This window comes from Acinetobacter shaoyimingii (assembly GCF_011578045.1).
Taxonomy (GTDB): Bacteria; Pseudomonadota; Gammaproteobacteria; order Pseudomonadales; family Moraxellaceae; genus Acinetobacter; species Acinetobacter shaoyimingii.
The window spans coordinates 1,675,747-1,702,528 of sequence record NZ_CP049801.1; the positions used below are offsets into that span (position 1 = coordinate 1,675,747).

The following is a 26,782-nucleotide window of genomic DNA, read 5'->3' on the forward strand; positions in this document are numbered from 1 at the left end:
TTTTAATCTAAGAGAATCTTTGCTAAATTTATGACTCAATGCGTTTTTAATTTATCTAACACTTGAATCAGTTCATTTGCTTTAAATGTTCCAGTGAGTCGAAGGTTGCGAATTTCCTGACCATCTGGCTGGAAAAGTAAGAGCGTTGGGGGGCCTAGAATTTCATGATCTTTTAAAATCAGATCTTGTGAAGCGTTATAGTGAGATAAGTCTAGTTTGATTAAATAATAATGCTGTAAATGTTCCTGCACATCTGTACGTGTAAAGACTTCACGTTCCAGCGGCTGGCATGCAACACACCAATCAGCATAGACATCAATCACCACAATCTTATTTTTTTCGTGGGCTTCATTCATTGCAAGTTTTAATTGTTCACTGGTGGTGACTTTATTCCAAATAATCAAATCATTTTGCAAATGCTCAATTTGATTTGATTTCATGCCTAGTTGGAATTGCCACACACTTAAGCACAATACACATACTGCGATCAGCGAAACCAAAATACGTGCAAACAACTTTTGATTGTCTTTGATGACTTTAATTAAATAAAGCGCAAGTACAAGTCCGATAGCTCCGAGCATGTAGGCATAGACTTCTGTACTGAGCATTGGACGAATGAAGTAAACAGCCATCATAAGCATCAAAAAGCCAAAACAGACTTTGAGATGATTCATCCATAGTCCAGGTTTTGGTAAAAGCTTGGTTCCAAATACACTCGCGATAAACAGTGGAACGCCAATCCCCAAACCGAGTATCAATAAATATAAACCGCCCAAAACAGCACTATGACTTTGTGAAACAAAAAGCAATGCACCTGCCAATGGGGCACTCATACAAGGACCAATAATCAGTGCCGAGAGTGCACCCATGACACCAGCACCCACAATTGTGCCTGCTTTTTGCCGATTTTGAACTTGGTTTAACCGTTGTGTAAGTGCCTGCGGTAAAGACAGTTGAAATAAACCAAATAAATTTAATGCAAAAATCACAAAGAGCAGTGCAAATAATGAAATAAAAATCGGGTTTTGGAACCAACGCTGAAAGCTGTAACCAATTTCAGCCACAAAAATGCCCATGAGGCTATAAACCAAAGCCATGCTGATAACAAAACTTAATGCGATAGCAGCAGCTTTATAGCCAGAATTACGTTGAATAATAATGGTGGATAAAATAGGGATGAGGGGTAATGAGCAAGGCAAAAAAGCCAATAAAATACCTAGAATAAAGAAAATTAGCAGATTTAATCCAATACTCTCTTTAGAGAGTAACTTAAAGAACGATTGGTCATTGTTCCATTCAATTAAAGGTGCATTGCTTGCCTGATCAACATCAATCTCTGAGTCGGAATCAGTATTTCTTTGGGCATTTGTGATTGAATCTAATGAAGATTGTACCGTATCTTGTTCAATTGCATTATTGCGTTGGGTATTGAGCGGATTATTTGAAGATGTACTCCACGCAGATTGAGGCGTTGGAGTATTCTGCGGTAATAAGCCAGATGCATCCGTTTCAATGATTTTACTTTGTGGCGGATAACACAATCCATCTTTGGCACAGCCTTGCCAAGTAATTTTATATTGCGTATTGGGCCGAACATCTATAACAATATTGACCTGATGATAATGAACTTGTGTTAATCCGAATGTAGGATCATCTTTTGGCTGTCCTTTTGGAAGTTGAAAATGAACAGGTTTTTGTTCAGCACTGATTTTAAATTGATCATGATAAAGATAATAATCTGGAGCGATATTCCAATTCAGCTTTACTTGTTGCTCAGTCACAGATTCGGAAGACAACTGAAAAGCTTGATCTGCTGGAAGGAATTCTGAATTGGCAAAACTATATGTGCTTAAACCGATTGTAGTGATTAAGCATAATTTGAATAGAGATCGCAAAAGAATTTTCCTAAAAGCTAAAATTAAAAAAAGATGAATTTGATAGGATTTTCGCATCAACATTTTATTATTCTCAAGGAGTCAGAACCAAATGAAAAGCATTTTATTGTTGTTCATATCAAAAATAATATCATAATCAAATGCATAAGCATTGCATATCAAGTTAAAGCGAATAAATGATAGAAGCAAGCGTTCCGTCTAGGTGAATACTTTTTAATTCATTTATATTTTTTAGGTATAAAAAGGAAGCAGGTTTAGTATTCTTTTTTGACCTATTGGTTTATTTTATCGGCTATTATACTTTTAATTTGCAACTGAAGTGACAATTCATTACGAATTTAATTTGCTAAATTAAGACATTAAGCGTATAACAGTACCTGTCGGTGCGGGATGGAGCAGTCTGGTAGCTCGTCGGGCTCATAACCCGAAGGTCGTTGGTTCAAATCCAGCTCCCGCTACCAATCCAGAGTTAAATATGGCTAAAAGAGAAAATAGTCCGTGTTTAAGGTGATTTGGTAGAGCATCGTCAAGCATTGTTCATGTGTTTAAATATCCGAGGTCTAAAGAGTACAAAAGCTCTTTTTCCTTGATGTAAATAAAGATCAATTCATATTTGTTTTAATGACATCGTCAACGATAAACGTGGTTTAGTGATCCAGAACCATTCTAATGAAAAAATGATATATCGCTGTAAATAGAGAAAATAAAACAAATTCAATGATCTCACAAACATTGATCTTGATATCACAATGAATAATGCACTGAAAATGAAATTCTAATGTTGGAATTTCAGTTGGTAAAGATATTGGTGTATAAATTGAAAAAATCTGAAAAATTAATTGCAAAATCTGTAAATGGTCGTGAAATTGTTGTGTCTTTGATTCCTTCAATAAAAAAGCAAAGTACGCGTGAAGGCTTTAAATGGGTTGAAGTAGGTAAAAGAGTATTACTACAATCTGGTATTGAAATTGAATTAAACTTAGACGGACGTAGTTTCTATACAGGCATTCACGAAATGTTCCGTTTAGAAGCACGTGTTTGCTAATCACGAAAATCTAGAATCAAACAAAAAACCGCTTATGTAAGCGGTTTTTTTATGTGCTGTATTGGTATATTTAGAGGGAGCTATTTAGCTGAATACCGGTGGAGCATAGGTCAGTGTTCGTCCTAAAATCCACAGTAAAAATAACACCAAAGGTAAATGGAATATCAATTGCGTGACTGTAAATCCGATGACATCCTTCGCTTTTAATTTTAAAATACCCAGCATGGGTAACATAAAGAAGGGGTTAATTAAATTCGGTAAAGCTTCTGCTGCATTATAAATTTGCACTGACCAACCTAAGTGTACTTTTAAATCATGGGCAGCTTGCATCACATAGGGTGCTTCAATAATCCATTTCCCACCACCAGAAGGAATAAAAAATCCTAAGATCGCCGAATATATTCCCATGACTATAGCAAAGGTTTCTTTTGTGGCAATGGAGACAAAAAATTCTGCAATATAATGGGAAAGTGATAAATCTGCACTATTTACAGCATTGGTCATGATAAATGCAATACTGCCATACAGTGGAAACTGAATTAAAACACCAGAGACAGCAGGAACAGCTTTTGCGACAGCATTTAAAAAGTTTCGGGGTGTGCCGTGTAAGGCTATACCGAGCATTAAAAAGATAAAGTTGTAGGTGTTTAAGCTGGATATTGCAATAATCGGATTGCTTTTGGTATATTCATTAAACATCCAGAGTAAGCCTAAAACCACAATTAAAATACTTAAAATAGGCGAGTTTTCTAGCCAATCTCCAGGACGCTTTGGCGTATTTTCAGCTTTTTGTTCTTTATCTTCATCCCATTGAATATCAAATTGATCAATGGTTTTAATGCTATTGCCTTTGGGGGCTGACCAAAATGCAATCGCAATCGATACGATAATTAAAACAGCAGTCATGATCATCGATTGTGGAAGAAAAATGGTTTCGGTAAATGGTATGACTCCTGATAGGTTATAAAGCGGTTCAGGCAAACTGGCTTTATTGGCTTGCAGTTGTGCTGCTGAAGAACTTATACCCAGTGCCCATGTTGCACCCATACCAATAATTGCCGCCGCTGCCGCAGCACGATAGTCCATATTCAGCTCTTTACGTTTGGCTAAAGCAATCACCAGTAACGCCGTTAATACGGTACTCATTGCCCAGTTGATTAAAGAGATAAACAAACTGACAGTTGCCACCAAAACGATTGCACCACGTCCAGAATTGGGGATTTTTGCCATTTTTCGAATTAAGATTTCGACTGGTTTTGAGACAGACACCACATAACCAACGATAATCAACATGCACATTTGCATGGTGAATGGAATCAAACTCCAAAAACCGTTTCCGAAAGAAATGGCGACATCTTGAACGGGTGCACCAATGGATAAAGCTGCAATTGCAACAATAATCACACCTAAAAGTGCAAAGATATACGAGTCTGGAAACCATTTTTCAGACCAATCACTCACTCTTAAGGCAAATCTTTGTAATATATTTTGAGAATGATCCATATTGTTAAACTCCATTCTTATTAAATATTGAACAGTAATCCTGACTGTTTTTAGAAAATAAAAGCCTGATCACATTGGACAGATCAAGCCAATGAGTCCTTATGTGTGAAATCAATATGTAGAAACGAAATGAGGCCGTTCAATAATCACGACCTCATTTCTTGGAAATTTATTAACTTATTGAAGCAGTTGTACACCTGTGACTTTTTGAATTTCATCGAAAGTGACATCTTTTGCCAGTTCGACCAGTTTTACCCCATCTGGAGTAATGTCTAAAACACCTAAGTCGGTAATGACACGATGGACAACGGCTTTACCTGTCAGTGGCAGGGAGCATTGATCCACAATTTTCGGTGTGCCATCTTTGGCGCAGTGTTCCATGAGTACGACTACGCGTTGTACGCCAGCCACCAAGTCCATTGCACCGCCCATACCTTTGACTTTTTTGCCTGGAATCATCCAGTTGGCAAGATCACCCGTTTGAGAGACTTCCATTGCGCCTAAAATGGCAATATTGACATGTCCGCCACGAATCATAGCAAAGGAGTCTGCACTGGAGAAAAACGATGCTCCTTTACGTGCAGTGACCGTTTGTTTACCAGCATTAATCAAATCGGCATCGACAGTTTCTTTTGTAGGAAATTCACCAATGCCTAAAAGCCCATTTTCAGACTGAAGCCACACATTGATATGCTCTGGAATGTAATTCGCCACCAATGTGGGCAAGCCAATCCCTAAATTGACATAAAATCCATCTTCTAACTCTAAGGCCGCTCTTTGAGCCATTTCATTTCTTGTCCAAGCCATGATTTAAGCCTCCGCCTTCAAAGTCATTTGTTCGATGCGTTTTTCAGGATGCGCATTGAGCACAATACGGTTGATGTAAATACCTGGCAAATGAATCGAGTCTGGATCCAGTTCACCAATTTCAACAATTTCTTCTACTTCGGCAACAGCAATTTTGCCTGCCATCGCACAGACTGGGTTAAAATTTTGTGCGGTTTTACGGAAGATGAGATTACCTGCTGTATCTGCTTTCCAAGCTTTCACGAGTGCTACATCTGCTGTTAAAGATTCTTCCAAAATATATTCTTTACCATCATAGGTACGTACTTCTTTTCCTTCGGCAATGAGCGTGCCTACACCCGTTTGGGTAAAGAAAGCTGGAATACCAGCTCCACCTGCACGGAGTTTTTCAGCCAATGTTCCTTGTGGTGTGAGTTCGACTTCAAGTTCACCATTTAAATACTGACGCTCAAATTCTTTATTTTCACCCACATAAGATGAAATCATTTTCTTAATTTGCTTGGTTTCGAGTAACAATCCTAAGCCAAAACCATCGACACCTGCATTATTGGAAATACAGGTCAGTTGTTTTGCACCAGTATGTTTTAAAGCCAAAATCAAAGCTTCAGGAATACCACATAAACCAAAACCACCTACGGCTAAGGTTTGTCCATCTTGAATAATATCTTGCAGTGCGGCATCAGCACTGTCATATACTTTATTTGTCATACATGACCTCTATTATTATGGTTTTACCGTTAGACGGAATATCCTTTTTGAGTTTTCCTCTTTATCAAAGAGGGTGAAGATTACGCACAGCGTGTTTGCCAATAGGCATTGGCATAATTTGATGGATTATTACGCTGTAAAACTTGACTAATGTTCTGTGAGGCCTTCATTAAAGCATCGAGATCAATGCCTGTTGTAAAGCCCATTTTTGACAGCAAATAATACAGATCTTCAGTGGATACATTGCCAGAAGCGCCTTTGGCATAGGGGCAACCACCGAGTCCTGCAATCGAGGAATCGAAAATACGAATCCCTTGTTGCAAGGACTGATAAATATTAGCAATTGCCATACCATAGGTATTGTGAAAATGACCTGCTAAATAGTGTGCATCCATACTTGATAAACAAGCATCCCAAACTTTGGCAACACGATCTGGCGTTGCCGTACCAATGGTTTCACCTAAAGACACTTCATAGCAGCCCATATCGAGTAAGCGCTGGGTGACTTCAGCCACTTTATGTGGATCAATGGCTCCTTCATAAGGGCAATCGACAATACACGACACATAACCACGAACTTTAATGTTATTTGCTTTGGCAGATGCCATGATATCGGCAAATTTATCAAAGCTTTCATCGATTGAGCAGTTGATATTTTTTTGAGTAAAACTTTCTGAAGCAGCAGTAAATACCGCTACTTCAGTACAACCCACTGCCAATGCCGATTCAAAACCTTTGATGTTCGGCGTCAGCAAGCTGAATTGAATATTTGGGTCTTTAGGCAACTCTGCATACAGTCGATCGCTGTCTGACATCTGTGGCACCCACTTGGCAGAGACACAGGAACCAACTTCAATATTTTTAAGCCCAGTCTGCATTAAATCTAAAATTAGATTTTTTCGATCCTCCAATGTCAGTGGCGTCTTTTCGTTTTGAAGCCCATCACGCGGACCGACTTCGACAATTTTAACGAAATTTGAACCCTGTAAATTCATTGTCATGCGACCTCCTCAAGCGCTTGGAACTCGACCAGTTCATCACCTGCTTTGACTTGATCACCTTTCTGGAAATACGCAGCGACAACAATGCCATCAAATGGTGCACGAATGGCATATTCCATTTTCATCGCTTCAAGTGTAAGTAATACGTCATCTTTTTTCACACGTTGATTCGCTGAGACCAGAACTTGTGTCACAGCGCCAGGCATCGGTGCTTTCAAATTGGCTTCTGAACCTTGTGCATCTTCACCGGCATAGTTGTTTTGAATCGCTTGGAACAGATAGGTCTTACCCTGTTTAAATAGTGTCAATCCTTGCTGAGAACGACTGAAGGAATACAGCTGTTTTTGACCTTGATGTTCAATGGTTAAATTACTTTGATTCAAAAGTTCAGCTTTTAATTGAATAACTTCACCATGAGTCGCCACTTGATAATAGGAATCTTGAACTGCAATACTGAGCTTGATCTCTTCATCGTTCAGTTTAAAACGAATCGGATATTGTGTTTGTATATTGCTACGCCAAAGTGGTGAACTATTCCAAACAGGATTGCTTGCCGCAAGGTTTGTTTGAACACGATTTAAAAATTCAGCCACGCCAGCAACCGCAATAATCTCAGAACTGACTGAATGATCTTGCTTAAACAAATAGTCGTCTTCACGCTGAATCAGGTTTGTATCTAATTTGGCGTTTTTAAAAGAATCTGTTCCCACTAACCGATCCAAAAAGGCGATGTTGTTGCCCAAACCTTCAACATGGAATTGGCTTAAAGCATGATGCATTTGCACCAAGGCTTCCTCACGGTTTTCACCCCAGACGATCAATTTTGCGATCATTGGGTCATAAAAGGTTGAAATTTCATCACCTTGTACAATGCCACTGTCGACCCGAACATGTTCGTTCTGTTCTGGATAATGCAAATAGTGAATTTTACCAATGGCAGGTAAAAAACCTTTTTCAGGTTCTTCGGCATACACACGAGCTTCTAAAGCATGACCGTGAATATGAAGTTCATGTTGCTGTTTCGGCAATGGCTCGCCATATGCGACACGCAGTTGCCATTCAACCAAGTCTTGTCCTGTAATCATTTCAGTGACTGGGTGTTCGACTTGCAAACGGGTATTCATTTCCATGAAGTACGCCGTACCGTCTTGTTCAACAATGAATTCGACCGTTCCTGCACCAACATAGTCTACGGCCTTGGCAGCATTAATGGCAGCTTCACGCATGGCCTCAAGTTTTGCTTCTTGCATTTTAGGTGCAGGTGCTTCTTCCAGAACCTTTTGATGACGACGTTGTACAGAGCAATCACGTTCAAATAAATGCACATAATTGCCGTGTTTATCACCAAAGACCTGTACTTCAATATGGCGTGGATTAACCACATAGCGTTCAATTAATACATCATCATTGCCAAAGCTCGATTTAGCCTCAGATTTACAAGAGGAAAGTGCAGTTAAGAAGTCTTCGCTACGCTCGACCAAACGCATGCCTTTACCACCACCACCGGCAGAAGCTTTAATCAGAACAGGGTAGCCAATGCTATCTGCTTGTTGTTTTAAAAAATCTGCATCTTGGTTTGTGCCATGGTAACCCGGTGTTAATGGTACACCTGCTTTTTCCATCAAAGCTTTCGAGGTGGCTTTCAGACCCATGGCTAAAATGGCCGCCACAGGAGGACCAATAAAGGTAATGTTATTTTTTTCACAGGCTTCGGCAAATTGATCATTTTCAGACAAGAAACCATAACCTGGGTGGATGGCTTGCGCACCTGTTTTTAGCGCTGCTTGAATAATACGATCTGCTTGTAAATAACTTTGCGCAGCCGGTGATTCACCAATATAAACCGCTTCATCTGCCAATTTGACATGTTGTGATGTGGCATCTGCATCGGAGTAAACAGCGACAGTGGCAATCCCTAATTTTTTTGCACTACGAATCACACGGCAGGCAATTTCACCACGGTTTGCAATTAAAATTTTATTAAACATGATGTCATCCTTTTATTGTTCAGCCGTCGCTTTTATCCATGCAGGGCTTTGTTTATTTAAAAAGGCGGTTAAACCATTTTTGGCCTCAGCGCCTTGACGTACATGTGCAATGTGTTGGGCTGTTTTGTGTAGTAAGTCTTCAGTAACTTCTTGATGATCCACCATTCGAATTAAAGCTTTTGACGAAGCTTGTGCTTCAGGCCCACCCAATAAAATGTTTTGTACAATTTCATCCACTTTTGCATCTAAACTTTCAGGCGTACTAATTTCATGCACTAATCCAATGGCTTTGGCTTGTTCAACATTTATTCTTTCTGCAGTTAAAAAATAACGTGAAGCCTGACGAGCGCCAATCGCACGAATCACATAAGGACTGATGGTTGAAGGTGCTAAACCTAGGCGTACTTCTGATGTCGCAAACTTGGCATCTGTACTTGCGACACAAATATCACATGCTGAAGCCAAGCCCATGCCGCCACCGAAGGCAATGCCATGTACACGGGCAATAGTTGGTTGTTTTAATGTCGCAAGGCTTTGTAGCATTTTTGCCAGTTTTAAGGCATCCGCTTCGTTATCCTCAATAGATGCTTGTCCGGCTTGTTTCATCCAGTTTAAGTCTGCACCTGCTGAAAAGCTTTTACCACGTCCTGCTAAAATCACCACACGTATATCATCTCGACTATTGAGTGCTGTAAAGCAGGCATCCAGTTCTTCGATTACTTTGGTATTGAAGGCATTGTGCAGTTCTGCACGGTTGAGCCACACCGTTGCAACTTGGTTTTTTTGTTCGAGTTGTAAAAAATCATAGTTCATCGCGATCATCCTTACATGCGGAACACGCCAAAGTGTGTTGGTTCAATTGGGGCATTCAAGGCTGCGGCTAAACTTAAACCCAGTACATGACGAGAATCGGCAGGGTCAATCACGCCGTCATCCCAAAGACGAGCAGAGGCATAGTATGGATGACCTTGTTTTTCAAATTGATCACGATAAGGTTGTTTGAACTGATCTTCTTCTTCTGCAGACCATTGTTCACCACGCGCTTCAATTTGGTCTCGTTTTAACGTCGACAGTACACTCGCAGCTTGTTCACCACCCATTACTGAAATTCGAGAATTTGGCCAAGTCCATAAGAAGCGAGGTGAGTAGGCACGTCCACACATGCCATAGTTACCTGCACCAAATGAACCACCGACCACTAAAGTGAGTTTAGGTACATTGGCTGTTGCAACGGCCATGACCAATTTGGCACCATTTTTGGCAATTCCTTCATTTTCATATTGGCGACCCACCATAAATCCTGTGATATTTTGGATAAACAGCAGGGGGATATTGCGTTGGGTGCATAGCTCAATAAAATGCGCACCTTTTTGAGCTGACTCAGAAAATAAAATCCCGTTGTTGGCAATAATCCCGACAGGCATCCCATAAAGTTTGGCAAAACCTGTAATCAGGGTTGTACCGAAACGGGCTTTAAATTCATCGAGACGTGACCCATCGACAATACGAGCAATCACTTCACGAATATCAAAGGGTTTGCGTGCATCATTGGGAATGACGCCGTAAAGTTCTTTGGCATCATACAAAGGGGCTTCAACACCCTCCTGAAAAGCTTTAGGTTTAATGTTCAGGTTTTTAACGATATTTCGTGCAATGGCAATGGCATGTTCATCATTTTCAGCCAAATGATCGGCCACACCAGACAAACGTGTATGGACATCACCACCACCTAAATCTTCAGCACTCACGACTTCGCCTGTCGCAGCTTTGACTAGTGGTGGACCACCTAAGAAAATCGTCCCTTGGTTTCGTACAATAATGGTTTCATCAGACATTGCAGGCACATAAGCACCGCCAGCGGTACAACTTCCCATAACCACCGCGATTTGAGCAACTCCTTTGCTCGACATGCGGGCTTGGTTATAGAAAATACGTCCAAAATGATCACGGTCTGGGAAAACTTCATCTTGCATTGGCAAAAAAGCTCCACCAGAATCGACCATATAAATACACGGTAAATGATTCTGTTCAGCGATTTCTTGCGCACGTAAATGTTTTTTTACCGTCAATGGATAATAAGTACCCCCTTTAACCGTTGCATCATTGGCAACGATCATGCAAGTGATCCCTTGCACTAAACCAATACCAGCAACCACACCAGCTGCAGGGACATCGTCGGTATAGACTTGATAAGCTGCCAATTGACCTATTTCTAAGAACGAAGTTCCTGCGTCAATGAGTTGATCAATACGTTCACGCGGCAATAATTTTCCACGATCAAGATGCTTCTGGCGGGCTTTTTCACCCCCACCTAAAGCGATGGTTTGTGCTTTTTGCTTTAAATCATCAACCAAAGCCTGCATAGCTGTTTGATTGATTTTAAACTCATCAGAGCGAACGTTGATTTTGCTTTGTATTTCATTCATCACTCACATCCCTGTATTTTTTCATTATCTTTTGAGCATTGATCAATTATTTGGTCTCATTAAAAAGTTCACGACCAATCAGCATACGGCGAATTTCTGAAGTTCCTGCGCCAATTTCATAGAGTTTTGCGTCACGCCATAAACGACCCGTGTCGTAGTCATTGATATATCCATTACCACCTAAAGTTTGAATCGCTTCACCTGCCATCCACGTTGCTTTTTCAGCAGAGTATAAAATGGCACTGGCTGCATCTTTACGTAAGCCACGGTCATGGTCGGCTTTATCACATGCAGCACCCACGGCATATACAAGGGCTTTACTTGCCAACCATGTTGAATACATATCCGCAATTTTGCCTTGCATGAGTTGGAACTCACCTAAACATTGACCAAATTGTTTGCGTTCATGAATATAAGGAATGACTGCATCTAAACAAGCATCCATAATGCCAAGTGGACCACCGCTTAAGACAGCACGTTCGTAATCCAAACCACTCATCAACACTTTTGTTCCATTGCCAACGCCACCCATGACGTTTTCTTTTGGCACTTTGACGTTGTCGAAAAATAGGGGATAGGTATTTGAACCACGCATACCCAGTTTGTCCAAATGTGTGCCGTGGCTAAAACCTTCCATGCCTTTTTCAATTAGGAAAGCTGTCATACCTTTAGGGCCAGCATTGATGTCCGTTTTTGCATAAACCACCAGAACATCAGCATCACCACCGTTTGTGATCCACATTTTTGAACCGTTTAAGACAAAATGATCACCATGATCATCGGCACGCAGTTTCATGCTGACCACATCTGAACCCGCATTTGGTTCAGACATCGCAAGTGCACCAACATATTCACCAGAAATCAATTTAGGAAGATATTTACGTTTTTGTTCTTCAGAACCATTACGATTGATTTGATTGACACATAAATTTGAATGCGCGCCATAAGACAAGCCAATCGATGCAGAGGCACGAGAGATCTCTTGCATAACAATAATATGCGCTAAATAGCCTAAGTTGAGGCCACCATATTCTTCACTGACAGTCAAACCCATCAACCCCATATCACCAAATTTTTTCCATAAATGGGCAGGGAACAGATTGTCTTTATCTACTTGAGCAGCAATTGGCTTAATTTCTTTGGCACAAAATGCAGCCACTGAGTCACGTAAAGCGATCAAAGTTTCGTCTAGACCAAAGTCAATGCTCTGTAAATTCATATTTATCATCCTAAAAAGTTCTTTTTTATTCCGTTTAACAAGCAAAAATCCTATGCTTAAACCTACAATACATTTTTTTTTTGAAAAAGTGAACCATAATTCACAAAATGATTTATAATTCATTTTAGTTGATTGGATAAACAATTATGAGCTATAAAAGATCATCTTTAATGCAAGAGCGAATGGCGCAGAACCGCCAATCGATTTTGAAATCTGCGCGTGAACTGATTGCTGAAGGTGGGTTTAAAGATGCTCAAGTTCAAGCAATTGCTGAAAAATCAGGTGTTTCAAGCGGTTTGGTTTATCGTTATTTTGAAAACAAAAACCAAATTTTGATTGAAGTCCTGTCACATGCAATTGAAGTTGAAGTTGATATCTTAAATTCGATCGCTCAAAGTGAATTGAGCAGTATAGAAAAATTAAATAAGGCAGTGACAACGTTCGTAAAACGAGCGCTCAACAGTCCGCAATTGTCATATTCATTGATGTTTGAACCGATTGATCCAACTTTGGAACATGAACGTTTTAAAAGTAAACAATTGATCAAACAAACCATGAAAGAGATTTTGGCGGAAGGAAAAATTAATGGTGAATTTGATTTTGAGGATCTAAATACAGCCGCATTGTGTGTGGTGGGAGCAATGACTTTCGTTGTTATTGAGCCACTCAATCCATCACGCAATGTCATGTTTGATGACGGTTATAAAGGTCACTTTGTTAAACAAATCGCAGACTTTTGTGTCAATGCAGTTCAGCTTAAGGAGGAAAAATAAAATATTGCGCTAAGCAATTTTGTACGCACAAAAGGATAGGAATGTCGTCAAGCTGAGTGAAACTCAAAACAAAATTGAAGAAGTAAAGAATTAGAAAAGCGAATCAAGGAGTAAGATTCAATGTCACAAGTTCGACTTAGTTATGCCTATGGCACCAGTCAGCAACCCTTATTGGGCATGACCATAGGTGATAAATTTGATCAGGCGTGTCAACAATATGCAGATCAAGATGCCGTGGTCAGTGTGCACCAAAACGTGCGACTGACCTATCGTCAATTACAAGAAAAAGTCGATGCTTTTGCCTGTAGTTTATTGAAATTGGGTCTCACAAAAGGTGATCGTTTAGGTATCTGGTCACCGAATTGTGTCGAGTGGACCATCGCCCAATTTGCTGCATTTAAAGCGGGTATTATTTTGGTCAATCTAAATCCTGCTTATAAAAGCAGTGAGCTTGAATTTGTATTGAATAAAGTGTCTTGTAAAGGGCTAATTATTGCATCTTCGTTCAAGACCACAGATTACCAAGAGATTTTAAGCAAAATTGCGCCTGAAATTAATCAAGCGACAGATAAGGTTTTAAATTCGCAAACTTTACCGCACCTTAAAGTCGTCATTAAAATTGATCAAGCAGAACAGGTTGGTTTTCATCGTTTCAATGATTTACTGTCTACGCCTACAGCAGAACAACTTGAACAACTCAGAAAGATTTCTGCAGAGTTACAATTTGATGAGACCATTAATATTCAATTTACCTCAGGGACGACAGGTAATGCGAAAGGGACAATGCTGACCCACAATAATATTTTGAATAATGGTTATTTTGTTGGTGAAGCCATTCATTTGTCGCCACAAGATCGGGTATGTATTTCTGTGCCATTATTCCACTGTTTTGGCATGGTCATGGGCAATTTAGCGTGTATCACGCATGGTTCAACGATGGTGTATCCCGCTGGGGTATTTAATCCATTAGAGAGTTTAAAGGCGATTGAACTGGAAAAATGTACCGCTGCTTATGGTGTGCCGACCATGTTTATTGCCATGCTTGAACAAGAACAGTTTGATCAGTTTGATTTAAGTAGCTTACGTACGGGGATTATGGCGGGTAGCCCTTGTCCTCGTGAAATTATGCAACGTGTGATAGATCGTATGCACATGCGCGACATTACCATCTGTTATGGTATGACGGAAACCGCACCAGTGAGCGCACAAAGTTCAACCTCAGATTCCTTAGAACAACGTGTCAGTACTGTAGGTCGCGTGCATCCGCATATTGAAATTAAAATTGTGGACGAGCAGGGCAAAGTGGTGCCACGTGGAAAATTGGGTGAACTCTGTGTCCGTGGATATTCAGTGATGCTCGGTTATTGGGAAGAAGAAGACAAAACCCGAGAAGTGGTCGATGTAGCGAAATGGATGCATACAGGCGATATTGCTGAAATGGACGATTTAGGCTTTATTAAAATTAAGGGACGCATTAAAGATGTGGTAATTCGAGGCGGTGAGAATTTATTCCCGAAAGAAATTGAGGATTTCTTGTACAAGCATCCAGATGTTTCTGATGTACAGGTGATTGGATTACCAGACCCACGTTATGGTGAAGAATTATGTGCCTGCATTATCTTACATGAACACCATAATTGTACCGAAGAAACCATCCGTGCTTATTGTAAGGAACATATTTCTCATAACAAAGTACCACGATATGTGCGCTTCTTTACTGAGTTTCCAATGACAGCTTCAGGTAAAGCACAAAAATTTAAATTGCAAGAAATTATGCGCAAGGAATTGAATATATTGGAAGAAATTGCGTAAATCGATTCTAAACTAAGTGCCAAATTCCACGGGGTTTGGCATTTTTATGACTATAAATTCAAAAAAACAACCAATTCTGGGAATGATCATAATGGCAAAAGATTTTAACCATCCTAAGGTTGTAGAAAATTATGATGAACATATTCGAAGTTTAATTCCTGCATATGAATTGGTGCATTTGCAGATTCAAGCGATATTAACCACGCATCTTAAACCAAATGCTAAAATTTTAATTGCTGGATGTGGTACTGGCTATGAATTGCAATATTTAGCCAATCAATTTCCAGAAGCGCAATTTGTCGCAATTGATCCATCACTGAATATGATTGAGTCTGCCAAACAACGACTCGCCAAAACAACGGATATTGATCGCGTGACATTTATTCATGGCGATACGTCCATTCTTGCTGATGATCAGTATTGTTATTGCAATGAATTTGATGCAGTACTGGCAATATTAGTCGCACATTTCCTTGCAGAACCAGCGAAAACAAAGTTTTTTAATGATTTAAATCAGTCATTAAAAAAACAAGGGGTACTCATCACTTATGATTTGATGCAAATGGATCAATGTACACAACAGATTTTATTTCATTTGACTCAGTACAATGGTTTAACTGAAAAACAAAGCTTGAATATGATTGATCGATTAGAGGATGATTTTGCGCTTATTGATGCAGCAGAAATGAAAAAAAATTTGATGCAATGTGGTTTTGAAAATGTGCAGTGTTATATGCAAATTTTAGGCTTTCATGGTTTTTATGCATATAAAGCATCTGGAAACCAGTTGAACTCTAATACCTAAATCAATATTTCTCATCAAGTTCTCGTTTAATATTATATCAATTAATTACAATTTGATTTTTATGCCCTTTTAAAAAGGATTATCATCAGATTATTGTTTTAAATTATTCAAGGAAAGATCATGTCTACAGATCCACAATTTCCACAAACTGAAAACTTAGGTATTGCTGTATATAGCAATAATGCTGATTCGATTGGAAATACACCACTTGTGCGTATTCATCGTCTTATTTCAGGTGGTGCGACGGTTTTAGCCAAAGTTGAAAGTCGTAACCCTGCATTTTCGGTAAAAGACCGTATTGGTGCAGCACTTATTGCTGATGCTGAAAAAAGTGGAAAATTGAAAAAAGGCATGCATATTGTTGAGCCAACCAGTGGAAACACGGGTATTGCCTTGGCATTTGTTGCTGCTGCAAAAGGCTATGATATTACCTTGACCATGCCTGCAAGTATGAGTATTGAACGTCGTAAAGTATTAAAAGCTTTGGGCGCAAATTTGGTGTTAACTGAACCTGCAAAAGGCATGAAAGGTGCAGTAGATGAAGCAGTTCGTTTAGCCACTGAACAGCCTGAACTTTACTACTTGCCACAGCAGTTTGAAAATCCAGCAAACCCACAAATCCATGTCGAAACCACTGGTCCTGAGATTTTTGCTGCTACAGGCGGAAAAGTAGATATCTTGGTTGCAGGTGTGGGTACGGGTGGTACGATTACGGGTATTTCACGATATTTTGAACAGGTAAAAAATCAGCCGATTTATTCTGTCGCTGTTGAACCTGCAGATTCACCGATTATTGGTCAAACCAAACGTGGTGAAACATTGACACCTGGACCGCATAAAATTCAAGGGATTGGTGCAAACTTTATTCCAAAGAACTTAGATTTAGATTTGGTCGATGAAGTGATTGCGATTAGTAATGAAGAAGCGATTGATTTTGCGCGTAAATCGGCAACTCAAGAAGGTATTTTTGTCGGTATTTCTAGTGGTGCAGCATTGGCTGCAGCTGCTAAATTGGCGACACGTTCCGAGAATGCCGGAAAAACGATTGTAGTGATTTTGCCAGATGCAGGTGAGCGTTATTTATCTTCAGTGTTGTTTGAAGATATTTCTGCTGATTAATGTAAATATATCCTTAAAGCCGACTTGAATAAGTCGGCTTTTTATAAGTTTTAAAAAATCTAGATAAAACCGTGAAATAATGCTTAAAGTATAGGCGTGGAACGGTAATATTCAACAAAAAGCCCAACTATGCTCAGTTGGGCTTTTTATTTCAAGATAAATATATGATTTAAAAATAGAAATAAAATAATATCGTATAAGGTGTATTATGTTAATTTAACTTTAAACATTGAGATCCATTAATTAAATCTGGATCATTTTTCAAAAGATTTAAATATTCACTTTGCAATACAAAAGTTTTATTCAAGGTTGTATCATATCGTTTTACTAATTCTTTTCTTTCCAAATGACTTTGATATTTTTTCAAAAACTTATTAATAATACACATTGAATCAATAGCATCTCCCGATATTAACCTGTAACTTTTAATGTCTTTCTTATAATCTAAAGCACCCATATCATAAGTATTAAAAAGTGATTCGATTTCACTCAAAGCATATAAATATAAGTGATCGTTAACTTCCGAAGATTTTTCTGAATTTTTATATGCAGCTCGATATAAAAAGCTTGCAGATTCTAAACTACTTGAAATAGCAATGATTTTTGTTTGTAATATTTGCTTATCCAATTCATCTTCATTGATCGCATTTTTTGCATTAGAGCAAGAAGAAAGAAGGAGCGAACAAATTAGTAAAGAGATTTTTTTTTTCATTGTTAATACGTTCCATCAAATTTTTCAAATTCTTCTTTTCTAGGAGTTCTGTAGCCTTCTGAAACAGCAAAATTATGAGCTTGTTTATTCCATCTTTTTCCAAAAATCATGGTATACAATCTTTCACTAATCATAAAAGGACCACCATTTTTTAGAATTTGTCCAGCTTTACCGACATATTCTGCTTTTGAAAACATACCATAGCCAGCTGGCGTAAGCTGAATGATATCTTCCTTATTTTTATAATGAGCAGCAACTCGAATTTTAAATGTATCTTTTAATAATTCAGCGGCTGCTATCAGTGCTTTGTCTTTACTAACCTTAGTAATATATGTAGCAAATTTGAGATACATCATTGTGTGAAAATATTCAGTATAAATAAATCCAGGTGTATCTTTATCAATTTGCCTTAAATCAAACTCTAAACCAAATCTTAAAGCCATATCATACTCAAAAGGTTGTCGTCTCTTAATATTATCCCAAAGATGCTGTGGAATACAAAAAGTGTAAGGTACTATTTGTTTCACTTTAATTAAGTTTTGCCAACCTTCACAAGCTGTAAGAAAGCCATCATCAGCTCGGCACATGTTGACTGTTCCTTTTAAATCAATTCGTTCCGCTGCTTGAGCCTGAATAGGAGTTTTATCGTAATTGCTATGATAAATTAAACGGCCAGTATCACTCATTTTTTTTCCTAGTATTATTTATAAGGGATCTAATGTCTTCGACAAGTCCAACGTTATAAGTTCAATAGCTTCTGGTTGATGCTCGCTTTCATAAATCGCTGTCATGCCATTTTCATCTGTATAGCCTTGAACTAATAATTCCCCTGATTCTTTGCTATAAAGTTCATACAACATATCTGAAAGTAATTCCTGAGAATCTTCATCTATAATTTTGAACTGAATTTTATGGATTTCTTTCGCAGTACCCTCAACCAAACTACTTATGATAGGTGTGGTTTTTGTTGAGATACTAGAAGTAGAACTAGCTCCACCGCTTGTCCCAACAACATGCACTTGTTGTGGCATTAAGGTTGCACCACAAGTAAACTTATCGCCAACATAAGCCACTGCTTTCCCATCAAAAATTACATGATCATTACTCTTAATTAATGTTGACCACGTTTTACATTTAGGGCAAGCAAACCCATCACCAGCTCGAAGAAATAAATTCCCCATTTGAGAACTACGTGATTGAGTCGAAAGAACTGTGCCACCATGATTTGTTGTAGAACCATGAATACCAAAACCTTTAGACATCTTTAGACTCCGAACATGCTGACTTCATAAAACCTTCAGGTGGCAGTTGATCATGATAGATACGTAAAACATGTGAGGTGATAGGGCTATCAATAATTTCATCGCCATTGTCAAGTTGAGAACCTATTAAGGCAGCAGAAAGACCACGTACAGTGATAGCAGAACCAGCTCCAGAAATTATTTTAGCCGTTGAACCATCTGAATAAATAGCTTCATCTCCAACAAGTGCTAAAGAAATACCATTTAATTTGTAAGAATCATTAGATGCTCGAATTAGACCGCCATGCATTGTCTTTGCACCGTTAAATGCAATGTAATATGTAGTAAAAGGTTTGTGACTCCAATAAAGTTTTTCCGCTTCTCGGATTTTTTCAATATCTTCATGAGAAAGCCTATTAAATTGCTCTTCAGGCAATTCGTGTAGAAAAATTGGGCTAGACATTTTGAATCCAATTATTACTATTTAAAATGTGAATTAGTTATCAAACAATAAGTGATAATACATACTTAGACAGATGGCTTAAATTAAATTAATGTAATTTTTCATAATGATAATTTTTACTTGATTAATACTTAAAAATAAAAAACTGACAGCAATCATCACTGTCAGATTTTTGTATTCAACATTAACTAAATTATAAAAGTTAAGCATTTTCACCCAAAAGCACATTTCCAAATTCTTCACGTAACTTCCGTTTCAGCATTTTTCCAGTACCACTCAGGGGAATGGCATCGACAAAAATCACTTTATCTGGAATTTGCCATTTAGCAATTTTTCCTTCGTAATAGTCGAGAATGTCAGCTTCAGTCACTGTACTCTCAGGTTGTTTCACTGCAATTAAGACAGGGCGTTCATCCCACTTTGGATGGTCGGCTGCAATGGCTGCGGCCATAGCAATTTCAGGATGTCCCATGGCAATGTTTTCAAGTTCTACTGATGAAATCCATTCGCCACCTGATTTAATTAAATCCTTGGCACGATCACTAATATGTAAATAACCATCAGCATCCATTGACGCAATATCACCTGTGTCAAACCAGCCATCTTCTGTCAGACTATTTTTTTCTTTGCCAAAGTAACTTTCAATAATCCAGTGACCTTTGATTTGAACATTACCAATGGTTTCACCATCTTGAGGCAACTTATGCGTACCATTTTCTTCATTGACTAAACGTACATTTACACCAAAAGGTGGACGACCTTGAGACAAACGGAGCGCCGCTTGTTCTTCTACACTGAGTTTACGATGTTTGGCTTTTGGACGGTTCACAGTGCCCAGTGGACTGGCTTCCGTCATTCCCCAAGCATGGATGGTCTCACAATCATAGACATCACGGAATGTCGCCAACATAGATGGCGGACATGCAGAACCACCAATCACATTATGTTTTAGTGTGGTGAGTTTAGAACCAGACTGTTTAGCCGCAGCCAATAAACTTTGCCAGATGGTCGGAACACCAAGCGCCACAGTGACTTGATACTCATCAATGAGGTTGACCAAACTGTCTCCGTCCAAACCTGGACCAGGTAAAATCATACTTGCACCAACCATGGCTGCTGCATATGGTGTGCCCCAAGCATGCACATGAAACATCGGAACTACAGGTAAAATAATATCATTTGCAGACAGATCTAAAGAATCAGGTAAACATGCAGCAAAGGTATGCAATAACGTTGAGCGATGGGTAAATAAAGCACCTTTTGGATTCCCTGTAGTACCAGAGGTGTAACACAGTGAGCTTGCTGTGGTTTCATCAAATGTAGGCCATACATAATCTGGTTTTTGCCCTGAAATCAGTTCATCATAAAATTTGACTTCAGGAAGTGCTTTGGCGACATCTGCATCGAAAGGTTCTAAGCAAATAAAATTTTTCACCAATGGAATATGCGCTTTAATTGCTGTGATTAAAGGTAGGAATGTTTTATCAAATAAAATCGCTTTATCTTTGGCATCATTGATAATAAAAATCAGCTGTTCTGGGAATAAACGTGGGTTAATCGTATGACAAATCAAACCACTGCCAGAAATGGCATACCATGCTTCTAAGTGTCGATGATTATTCCATGCAAGGGTGGCAACACAATCTCCATGTTCTAAATGCAAAGCGGCTAAAGCGTTGGCTGTTCGTTTGGCATTTTCTGAAACTTCTAGCCAATTGGTTTCATGTATTGAACCGTTGGTGTTTTTGGAAATGATGGTGGTATCTGCGTGAAATTGAGCGGCATGTTCAATCAGGCTGCTAATCAGTAGCGGTTGAAACATCATACGTCCTTGCATTTAAATCTCCTTGTATTTTTTATTGCGTTATCCAAGTACCCGATTTTTTATCGATATTTTGATTATAAAAATAAAATTTAATTTGGATGAACAAAAATCAGATTGTTCAATTCTCATTAAAGGATCATGAGGGTAGATTCATCTACTCCCATGATGAATACACTAACTTATGCACTAAGTAAAGAACCCAATAATTGCTTAATTGAAACTTTAGATTTCCGTTCTGGAATGATGATACCTGCAGATTTTAAATCAGCCACCAATTCAGCTCTAAAGTCATTGTAATCGACTTCGGCTGCATGACGTTGCCCACTTTCAAACTGATGATGCGGATTCTCAAGCTCTTTTTGAATGGCTTTGTGCATATCGGCTGGGCGTTTGTATTTACCCAAAATCTCTTGGCAAGCCAAATTGGCTTGATGGTCTGAAGCGGGCCAAATACAACCTAAAGGTTGAAATAAACCAATAAAGTAAAGATTGTCATGATCTGCATGCATCATCTTACGATATAAAGGTAATTTTTCTGCATGTTGAAAATCAATAAAATCACGATCGAAGAAAGGGAATACAGTCCAGAACCCTGTGCAACAGCAGACAATATCAAACTCCTGTTCTGTTCCATCAACAAATTCAATTTTTTTGCCATTGAGTCGTTTGATTGCAGGTTTGGGTTTGATTTTGCCATGACGGACGTAATCGATAAAATCAGAGTTGGCCGTCGGATGCTGTGTCAGCATAGGTTTATCGTTCACAGGTAACCCAAAATCAGCATAATTGCCCGTAAATACCTTAACCATTTTGGTCAGTAACTTGCGTCGCGTATTGGGTGAAAATTTTTCAATGGCTTTAACTAAAATATCAGCAGGATGCCCCAGCATAAACTTAGGGACAAACCATTGTGGGCTACGCATCGACAAAAAGACCTCTTTAGAAACTCGAGCCGACTCAACCGCAACATCACAGCCAGAATTACCAGCACCAATCACCAAAATTCGTTTGCCACGCCACTCATCTGTGACTGCTTTAAAATCATGGGAATGCATCCATTTTCCGGTAAATTCACCTTCATATTCAGGATATTTGGGCATCCAGTGGTGTCCGTTACACACCATTAAATAATCATAAATGTGTACATGATGTTGTGTGTGATCATCGGTGTATTCAACTTGCCATTTACCTTCGGGGGTTTTACTGACATGATTGATTGTGTGATGAAATTTGATCTGATCATAGACGCCAAAATGTTTGCTGTATTTTTCAAAATACGCTTGCAGATGATCGTGTCGAGGGTAATCGGGATAATGCTCAGGCATCGGATAGTCTTCATATTCCGACATGGTTCTAGAGCTAATAATATGTGTATTTTCATACACAGATGAATGTCCTGTTTTTGAATTAAATACCCAGTTGCCACCCACTTTGTCATTTTTTTCAAAAATGTCATAGGGGATGCCATATTGTTGACAGTTTTTTGCAGCAGAGATACCAGACGGACCTGCACCGATAATACATACCTTGTTCATATTTTCATCCTTGGTCTATTATTGTTATACATAAACCAACTATAGTTGGTTTAATAAGACTATAATTGATTTATTTTTAATCATCAAGCTAAAGGCGATACGGTTTATGTTGTTCGATGAAATGAAGCTTCCAGTGCAAAAAAGAAGTAAGGCTAGACTGGAATTGGTCGTGGAAAAAACCATTCAACTCATCGAGGAACAGGGGATCACTGCGTGTACCATTCCAGAAATTGCACACAGAGCAAATTTACCTAAAATCACGATTTATCAATATTTTCCAACCATTAATCATCTATTTACTTTACTCATTAAGCGTTATTTAGATGAAGTTCAAAGGTATGTTTCTTTTCAAAGCACACACTATCAATCATGGAAAATTGAGCAAGTGACGCGAGATTTAATAGGTCGCGTTGCAGCGTTTTATAATCAACACAAAGCGGCAAGTTTGCTCATTCTCGGTGGGCCTGTACATGTCGATGGCTTCAATCTCCAAGAAATGGTTATCGAGCAGATTGCACAAGATTTACTAGAGCTTTTTTCTCAGCATCCAGCAGGCCTAAAATTTAAAAAAACAGAGCATGTGACTTACTTAATCGAAATCGTATTTGCATTAATGAAACATAGTTTTTATAAATATGGCTGTATTAGTCCAGAAATTTTGAATGAATGTATTGAATTGACTGACCTTTATATCCAACACAAAATTCAGGCTTAAATGGATGAAAAGATCAGTTAATGTAATGTTATCTTAAATGTTTTAAAAACAAGGTATGACATTCTAAAATTTGCGATTTATGCGGTTCATGGAACAAATCAAAATGTCCACATTGCAACTCAATATACTGACTTGATTTTATTTTTTTCGCCATTTTACGTGTTGCTGAAATGGGAATGAGGGAATCTTTTGCTGCACCCATCACCAAGGTATCAGACTGGATTTTGTGCGCTACAGTTGTGGGACGATATAGGCCAATGGTCGCAACAATACGTGCAGGAACGGCGTTATCCCATTGTTTTTCTTTAGGAACGATAGACCAATACCCATCATAACAATCTTTGCCTGCAAGTATGGCGAAACGATCTTTTGCCACCACTGGCATGGTTTTAATTTTACCAAACGATGCCAAAACTAAATCTTGGATCGCAATCGCTGTGGCAGGGAGTAAATATTTTTTGGGATATAAAGTCAGGCTGGCCAAGCCATCTGTATGCGGAAAATTTGCAATGACTCCTTTAAAATGATCATTGCTGGCAAGTGTCAGTGCATGTGCTCCGCTAAAGGAATACCCCCATAAAATGATCTGTTGTTTAGTGATCTGAAATTGTTGATTTAAGTATTCAATCACGGCGTTCCAATCTTGAAGCTGACTGTGTTTATCTACCAAATGCTTAACTTTCCCGGTACTTTGACCAAAACCTCGATGATCAAACACACAGACATTGAACTCCATTTCTTCATAAAACTTTGCAAACTCAGTCAAACCACATTGCTTTTCACCCCCTAAGCCATGTGCCATGATGATGGTTGACTTGGTTAAATCATGAAAATCGCCATAAAGATCAGCTTGAATCTGATCATTTTGTATAGGGATAAAGATTTCTTGCATTGCCATTGTTATTCTTCCTTGTATGCTTTCCATGCGTCGTTATTGTTTTGTGCATTCAATTGCACAGTTTTATTTGAGTCTTTTTTAATGTACTTGGAATAATGAATCCTGTCTATCTTAACTAACTATTTGAATATCATTAACAATATTATATTTAAGTGTTTTTTAAGCCTCAATTAACTCAATATTAAGTTATGTGGTTTTTAATATGCAAAGTTAATTTTGAAATTTAAGTCCTCATGACTGATTCATTTCCTTTTTTCTTTAAGCAATGTTGTTTGCTGAGTATCAGCTTCATTGTGCTGCTGTTATTTTTTCCTATTGGTGGAAAAATTGATCTTATGCTGAGTCAGCCTTGGATCAATGATCAAGGTCTCTTTTTTTTAAAGCATAGTTGGGCATTAGAGGTGCTCAATCACCAATATGTGAAGCATTTGATTATTTTCTGTGATGTTTTATTTTTTCTGGCATGGTTGGCATCATTTAAAATTCCCAAATATAGATCTACGCGTTGGCAAAACGGATATTTTTTTATGATGGTGATTTTAAGTGTCTCTATCATTGGAATATTAAAAGCGCATTCGTCACATTCTTGTCCTTGGGATTTGACGGTCGTCTCAGATACAGGGATTTCTTGGAATTTTATAAAGGGTTCAGGGCATTGTTTCCCAGGAGGACATGCATCGAGCGGCTTTGCTTTAATGGTTGGGTATTTTATCTTTCGGTTGTCTGATCCACCACGCGCATATTTTTATTTAACGGCTGGAATTATTTTAGGTTTTGCGATGGGCTGGGCACAAATGATGCGAGGTGCACATTTTATCAGTCACAATTTATGGACAGCTTGGATTATTTGGGCATTAAACCTTGTTATCTATAGGGTGACCTATCATCATTTTGTTTCTCAAATCGTACATAATGAATTTAATAGTTCTCCTATATGCAATAGCAAGTTCAAGACTTAAGGTTTTGCAGTTAAAGGTAAGCGAATTTGTACTTGAAGGCCCCCAAGTTGTTGGCTCTGAGAAAATTCTATTGTGCCACCCAATCGATGAACGGCTTTATCTACAATCGATAAACCCAAACCGCTTCCAATTTCAAGATGTTGATGAACACGATAAAAGCGCTTTAAAATTTTATTGTATTTTTCTGGGGAAATACCTGGACCGCTGTCTTCAATTTGAATAATTGCAGAGTCATATTCGTGATAAACCGATAAATTGATGATGCCATGTTGCGGTGTATACTTTATCGCATTGTCTATTAAATTCATTAGAACTGAACGTAAGTGAGAAGCTTGCGTATGTATAACGATGACTTCTTGCTTTTCCATACCCAAATCAATTTCTTTACGCAAAGCTAAATTCATCAATTGTTCAATGCAATAGATCACTTCTTCATTGAGGCTGATTTCTACATTGACTTCATCCTGACTTAAGGCCGCATCTTGTTTGGCTAGACTCAGCAATTGGTTGACCAAATGTTGAACACGATCCAAACCTTTACTCAAATTTTTTAAAGATGAATGGTTGGGTAGTTCACTCAGTAAGATTTGAGTTTGTAGGTTTAGCGCTGTAATTGGCGTTCTGAGTTCATGTGCTGCATCTGCAATAAACTGGCGTTGCTCTTGTTGAGTATGCGATATACGTTCAAACAAATGATTAATTTCATCAATACTGGGTACGATTTCAATGGGGTAATCATGACTAGAAATTGGCTCAAGTTCATTGGGTTTACGCTGTGTTAGCTCTGTTTTGAAGTTTTCCAAAGGTTTTAAATTCCGACGAATAATCAGACTCAATCCCCAAATCGCAAAGGGCATGATCAATGCATAAGGGAGAAACATATTGATTGCAAGCTCTAAAGCCAAATTTTGTCGTACAGAATCCTGTTGGCTGATTTGAACTTGTAAATCTTTTAACGGTAAAACATAAGTATGCCAACGTCCTGCATTGGTTTCATGGGTATAAAAACCTGCCTGTTGAACAGGTTTAATCAACAAATGGAAGGCATGATATTGATGTTCATTTTTTTTATAAGACCAGACATCTACAAATAAGTCTTCTTCATGATAATGCTTGAGATGATTAAAATTACTTTGAACAGGTTGAGGATTGAATTTACCAATTCGCTCAGCCAGATATTTCATCTGTGCATCTAAGATTTCATTGGTTTCTTCCAGCGCGATGCGATATGCAGAGACAACCAACAAACAGCCCATTAAAATACTGAAAATAGAGGTATAAACGAGCAGTTTACGTGTTAGTGAGTAATGAGGGTGTGGGGTTGCCATACATT

24 protein-coding genes and 1 tRNA gene are annotated in these 26,782 nt (G+C 38.5%); 8 read left to right on the forward strand and 17 right to left on the reverse strand.

Annotation, left to right across the window (positions count from 1 at the left end; genetic code table 11):
• Positions 1 to 35 precede the first annotated feature (35 nt).
• Entirely contained in the window at positions 36 to 1,952 is a 1,917-nt protein-coding gene (dsbD, locus tag G8E00_RS07505; RefSeq protein ID WP_166223267.1) for a protein-disulfide reductase DsbD, read from the reverse strand.
• Positions 1,953 to 2,279: 327 nt separating this feature from the next.
• Here dsbD and G8E00_RS07510 point away from each other — a divergent pair.
• Positions 2,280 to 2,356 (forward strand) — tRNA-Met (locus tag G8E00_RS07510).
• Between the two features lie 356 nt (positions 2,357 to 2,712).
• Entirely contained in the window at positions 2,713 to 2,940 is a 228-nt protein-coding gene (locus G8E00_RS07515; RefSeq protein WP_406741409.1) for a hypothetical protein, read from the forward strand.
• 84 nt (positions 2,941 to 3,024) lie between these two features.
• Here the strand turns inward: G8E00_RS07515 and G8E00_RS07520 are convergent, their stop codons facing one another.
• From G8E00_RS07520 to G8E00_RS07555, 8 genes are all read right to left on the reverse strand, one after another.
• Positions 3,025 to 4,443: a short-chain fatty acid transporter gene (locus G8E00_RS07520; protein ID WP_166223270.1), complete on the reverse strand. Its 1,419-nt coding sequence runs from the start codon at positions 4,441 to 4,443 to the stop codon at positions 3,025 to 3,027.
• 177 nt (positions 4,444 to 4,620) lie between these two features.
• Positions 4,621 to 5,250 (reverse strand): CoA transferase subunit B, encoded by a 630-nt coding sequence (locus G8E00_RS07525; protein WP_166012345.1) that lies wholly within the window; start codon positions 5,248 to 5,250, stop codon positions 4,621 to 4,623.
• A gap of 3 nt (positions 5,251 to 5,253) precedes the next feature.
• The gene (locus tag G8E00_RS07530; protein ID WP_166012346.1) at positions 5,254 to 5,958 is read right to left on the reverse strand and encodes a CoA transferase subunit A; all 705 of its coding nucleotides are present in this window, start codon (positions 5,956 to 5,958) and stop codon (positions 5,254 to 5,256) included.
• A gap of 80 nt (positions 5,959 to 6,038) precedes the next feature.
• The gene (locus G8E00_RS07535; protein ID WP_166226479.1) at positions 6,039 to 6,953 is read right to left on the reverse strand and encodes a hydroxymethylglutaryl-CoA lyase; all 915 of its coding nucleotides are present in this window, start codon (positions 6,951 to 6,953) and stop codon (positions 6,039 to 6,041) included.
• A 2-nt stretch (positions 6,954 to 6,955) separates the two neighbouring features.
• On the reverse strand, positions 6,956 to 8,947 hold the full coding sequence (locus G8E00_RS07540; protein WP_166223273.1) for an acetyl-CoA carboxylase biotin carboxylase subunit: 1,992 nt from the start codon (positions 8,945 to 8,947) through the stop codon (positions 6,956 to 6,958).
• Between the two features lie 12 nt (positions 8,948 to 8,959).
• Positions 8,960 to 9,760, reverse strand: a complete 801-nt coding sequence (locus tag G8E00_RS07545) for an enoyl-CoA hydratase/isomerase family protein (RefSeq protein WP_166223276.1) — start codon at positions 9,758 to 9,760, stop codon at positions 8,960 to 8,962.
• An 11-nt stretch (positions 9,761 to 9,771) separates the two neighbouring features.
• A complete protein-coding gene (locus G8E00_RS07550; RefSeq protein ID WP_166223279.1) occupies positions 9,772 to 11,373 on the reverse strand; it encodes a carboxyl transferase domain-containing protein in 1,602 nt (533 codons plus the stop codon).
• Positions 11,374 to 11,419: 46 nt separating this feature from the next.
• Positions 11,420 to 12,592 carry an isovaleryl-CoA dehydrogenase gene (locus G8E00_RS07555; RefSeq protein ID WP_166012350.1) on the reverse strand — a complete coding sequence of 391 codons (1,173 nt, stop codon included), beginning with the start codon at positions 12,590 to 12,592 and terminating at the stop codon, positions 11,420 to 11,422.
• Between the two features lie 146 nt (positions 12,593 to 12,738).
• Here G8E00_RS07555 and G8E00_RS07560 point away from each other — a divergent pair, with 146 nt between their 5' ends.
• From G8E00_RS07560 to cysK, 4 genes are all read left to right on the forward strand, one after another.
• A complete protein-coding gene (locus G8E00_RS07560) occupies positions 12,739 to 13,365 on the forward strand; it encodes a TetR/AcrR family transcriptional regulator (RefSeq protein WP_166012351.1) in 627 nt (208 codons plus the stop codon).
• Positions 13,366 to 13,485: 120 nt separating this feature from the next.
• Positions 13,486 to 15,177 carry an AMP-binding protein gene (locus G8E00_RS07565; protein ID WP_166223282.1) on the forward strand — a complete coding sequence of 564 codons (1,692 nt, stop codon included), beginning with the start codon at positions 13,486 to 13,488 and terminating at the stop codon, positions 15,175 to 15,177.
• Positions 15,178 to 15,268: 91 nt separating this feature from the next.
• Positions 15,269 to 15,982: a class I SAM-dependent methyltransferase gene (locus tag G8E00_RS07570; protein WP_166223285.1), complete on the forward strand. Its 714-nt coding sequence runs from the start codon at positions 15,269 to 15,271 to the stop codon at positions 15,980 to 15,982.
• 120 nt (positions 15,983 to 16,102) lie between these two features.
• Positions 16,103 to 17,101, forward strand: coding sequence for a cysteine synthase A (gene cysK / locus G8E00_RS07575; protein WP_166223288.1), 999 nt, complete (start codon positions 16,103 to 16,105; stop codon positions 17,099 to 17,101).
• Positions 17,102 to 17,312: 211 nt separating this feature from the next.
• On the opposite strand, the gene G8E00_RS07580 is transcribed toward cysK, so the two are convergent.
• The 6 genes from G8E00_RS07580 to G8E00_RS07605 form a co-directional block, all read right to left on the reverse strand.
• Positions 17,313 to 17,813, reverse strand: a complete 501-nt coding sequence (locus G8E00_RS07580) for a hypothetical protein (protein ID WP_166012355.1) — start codon at positions 17,811 to 17,813, stop codon at positions 17,313 to 17,315.
• Positions 17,814 to 17,815: 2 nt separating this feature from the next.
• Positions 17,816 to 18,499: a hypothetical protein gene (locus G8E00_RS07585; RefSeq protein WP_166223291.1), complete on the reverse strand. Its 684-nt coding sequence runs from the start codon at positions 18,497 to 18,499 to the stop codon at positions 17,816 to 17,818.
• A gap of 18 nt (positions 18,500 to 18,517) precedes the next feature.
• Positions 18,518 to 19,075 carry a PAAR domain-containing protein gene (locus G8E00_RS07590; RefSeq protein WP_166012357.1) on the reverse strand — a complete coding sequence of 186 codons (558 nt, stop codon included), beginning with the start codon at positions 19,073 to 19,075 and terminating at the stop codon, positions 18,518 to 18,520.
• The gene (locus tag G8E00_RS07595; RefSeq protein ID WP_166012358.1) at positions 19,068 to 19,517 is read right to left on the reverse strand and encodes a PAAR domain-containing protein; all 450 of its coding nucleotides are present in this window, start codon (positions 19,515 to 19,517) and stop codon (positions 19,068 to 19,070) included. The genes G8E00_RS07590 and G8E00_RS07595 overlap by 8 nt, the downstream gene beginning before the upstream one ends.
• 202 nt (positions 19,518 to 19,719) lie before the next feature.
• Positions 19,720 to 21,354 carry a long-chain-fatty-acid--CoA ligase gene (locus G8E00_RS07600; RefSeq protein ID WP_166223294.1) on the reverse strand — a complete coding sequence of 545 codons (1,635 nt, stop codon included), beginning with the start codon at positions 21,352 to 21,354 and terminating at the stop codon, positions 19,720 to 19,722.
• 167 nt (positions 21,355 to 21,521) lie between these two features.
• Positions 21,522 to 22,877, reverse strand: coding sequence for a flavin-containing monooxygenase (locus G8E00_RS07605; RefSeq protein WP_166223297.1), 1,356 nt, complete (start codon positions 22,875 to 22,877; stop codon positions 21,522 to 21,524).
• A 106-nt stretch (positions 22,878 to 22,983) separates the two neighbouring features.
• Between G8E00_RS07605 and G8E00_RS07610 the strand changes: the two genes are divergently transcribed.
• The gene (locus G8E00_RS07610; RefSeq protein WP_166223300.1) at positions 22,984 to 23,592 is read left to right on the forward strand and encodes a TetR/AcrR family transcriptional regulator; all 609 of its coding nucleotides are present in this window, start codon (positions 22,984 to 22,986) and stop codon (positions 23,590 to 23,592) included.
• Positions 23,593 to 23,620: 28 nt separating this feature from the next.
• Here G8E00_RS07610 and G8E00_RS07615 read toward each other — a convergent pair whose 3' ends face one another.
• On the reverse strand, positions 23,621 to 24,490 hold the full coding sequence (locus G8E00_RS07615; protein WP_166223303.1) for an alpha/beta hydrolase: 870 nt from the start codon (positions 24,488 to 24,490) through the stop codon (positions 23,621 to 23,623).
• Positions 24,491 to 24,723: 233 nt separating this feature from the next.
• Between G8E00_RS07615 and G8E00_RS07620 the strand changes: the two genes are divergently transcribed.
• Positions 24,724 to 25,449: a phosphatase PAP2 family protein gene (locus tag G8E00_RS07620; RefSeq protein WP_166223306.1), complete on the forward strand. Its 726-nt coding sequence runs from the start codon at positions 24,724 to 24,726 to the stop codon at positions 25,447 to 25,449.
• Here the strand turns inward: G8E00_RS07620 and G8E00_RS07625 are convergent.
• Positions 25,446 to 26,777 carry a sensor histidine kinase gene (locus tag G8E00_RS07625; RefSeq protein WP_166223309.1) on the reverse strand — a complete coding sequence of 444 codons (1,332 nt, stop codon included), beginning with the start codon at positions 26,775 to 26,777 and terminating at the stop codon, positions 25,446 to 25,448. The two genes, G8E00_RS07620 and G8E00_RS07625, sit on opposite strands and share 4 nt — an antisense overlap.
• Positions 26,778 to 26,782 lie beyond the last annotated feature (5 nt).

Bases quoted from the DNA above. Each gene is read 5' to 3' on its own strand.
- G8E00_RS07610 (WP_166223300.1), top strand. From the start codon at position 22,984: ATGTTGTTCGATGAAATGAAGCTTCCAGTGCAAAAAAGAAGTAAGGCT.
- G8E00_RS07625 (WP_166223309.1), bottom strand. From the start codon at position 26,777: ATGGCAACCCCACACCCTCATTACTCACTAACACGTAAACTGCTCGTT.
- G8E00_RS07600 (WP_166223294.1), bottom strand. From the start codon at position 21,354: ATGCAAGGACGTATGATGTTTCAACCGCTACTGATTAGCAGCCTGATT.
- G8E00_RS07520 (WP_166223270.1), bottom strand. From the start codon at position 4,443: ATGGATCATTCTCAAAATATATTACAAAGATTTGCCTTAAGAGTGAGT.
- G8E00_RS07595 (WP_166012358.1), bottom strand. From the start codon at position 19,517: ATGTCTAGCCCAATTTTTCTACACGAATTGCCTGAAGAGCAATTTAAT.
- dsbD (WP_166223267.1), bottom strand. From the start codon at position 1,952: ATGCGAAAATCCTATCAAATTCATCTTTTTTTAATTTTAGCTTTTAGG.
- G8E00_RS07545 (WP_166223276.1), bottom strand. From the start codon at position 9,760: ATGAACTATGATTTTTTACAACTCGAACAAAAAAACCAAGTTGCAACG.
- G8E00_RS07560 (WP_166012351.1), top strand. From the start codon at position 12,739: ATGAGCTATAAAAGATCATCTTTAATGCAAGAGCGAATGGCGCAGAAC.
- G8E00_RS07535 (WP_166226479.1), bottom strand. From the start codon at position 6,953: ATGAATTTACAGGGTTCAAATTTCGTTAAAATTGTCGAAGTCGGTCCG.
- G8E00_RS07565 (WP_166223282.1), top strand. From the start codon at position 13,486: ATGTCACAAGTTCGACTTAGTTATGCCTATGGCACCAGTCAGCAACCC.
- G8E00_RS07540 (WP_166223273.1), bottom strand. From the start codon at position 8,947: ATGTTTAATAAAATTTTAATTGCAAACCGTGGTGAAATTGCCTGCCGT.
- G8E00_RS07620 (WP_166223306.1), top strand. From the start codon at position 24,724: ATGACTGATTCATTTCCTTTTTTCTTTAAGCAATGTTGTTTGCTGAGT.
- G8E00_RS07555 (WP_166012350.1), bottom strand. From the start codon at position 12,592: ATGAATTTACAGAGCATTGACTTTGGTCTAGACGAAACTTTGATCGCT.
- G8E00_RS07570 (WP_166223285.1), top strand. From the start codon at position 15,269: ATGGCAAAAGATTTTAACCATCCTAAGGTTGTAGAAAATTATGATGAA.
- G8E00_RS07530 (WP_166012346.1), bottom strand. From the start codon at position 5,958: ATGACAAATAAAGTATATGACAGTGCTGATGCCGCACTGCAAGATATT.
- G8E00_RS07585 (WP_166223291.1), bottom strand. From the start codon at position 18,499: ATGAGTGATACTGGCCGTTTAATTTATCATAGCAATTACGATAAAACT.
- G8E00_RS07550 (WP_166223279.1), bottom strand. From the start codon at position 11,373: ATGAATGAAATACAAAGCAAAATCAACGTTCGCTCTGATGAGTTTAAA.
- G8E00_RS07590 (WP_166012357.1), bottom strand. From the start codon at position 19,075: ATGTCTAAAGGTTTTGGTATTCATGGTTCTACAACAAATCATGGTGGC.
- G8E00_RS07525 (WP_166012345.1), bottom strand. From the start codon at position 5,250: ATGGCTTGGACAAGAAATGAAATGGCTCAAAGAGCGGCCTTAGAGTTA.
- G8E00_RS07615 (WP_166223303.1), bottom strand. From the start codon at position 24,490: ATGGCAATGCAAGAAATCTTTATCCCTATACAAAATGATCAGATTCAA.
- G8E00_RS07605 (WP_166223297.1), bottom strand. From the start codon at position 22,877: ATGAACAAGGTATGTATTATCGGTGCAGGTCCGTCTGGTATCTCTGCT.
- G8E00_RS07580 (WP_166012355.1), bottom strand. From the start codon at position 17,813: ATGAAAAAAAAAATCTCTTTACTAATTTGTTCGCTCCTTCTTTCTTCT.
- cysK (WP_166223288.1), top strand. From the start codon at position 16,103: ATGTCTACAGATCCACAATTTCCACAAACTGAAAACTTAGGTATTGCT.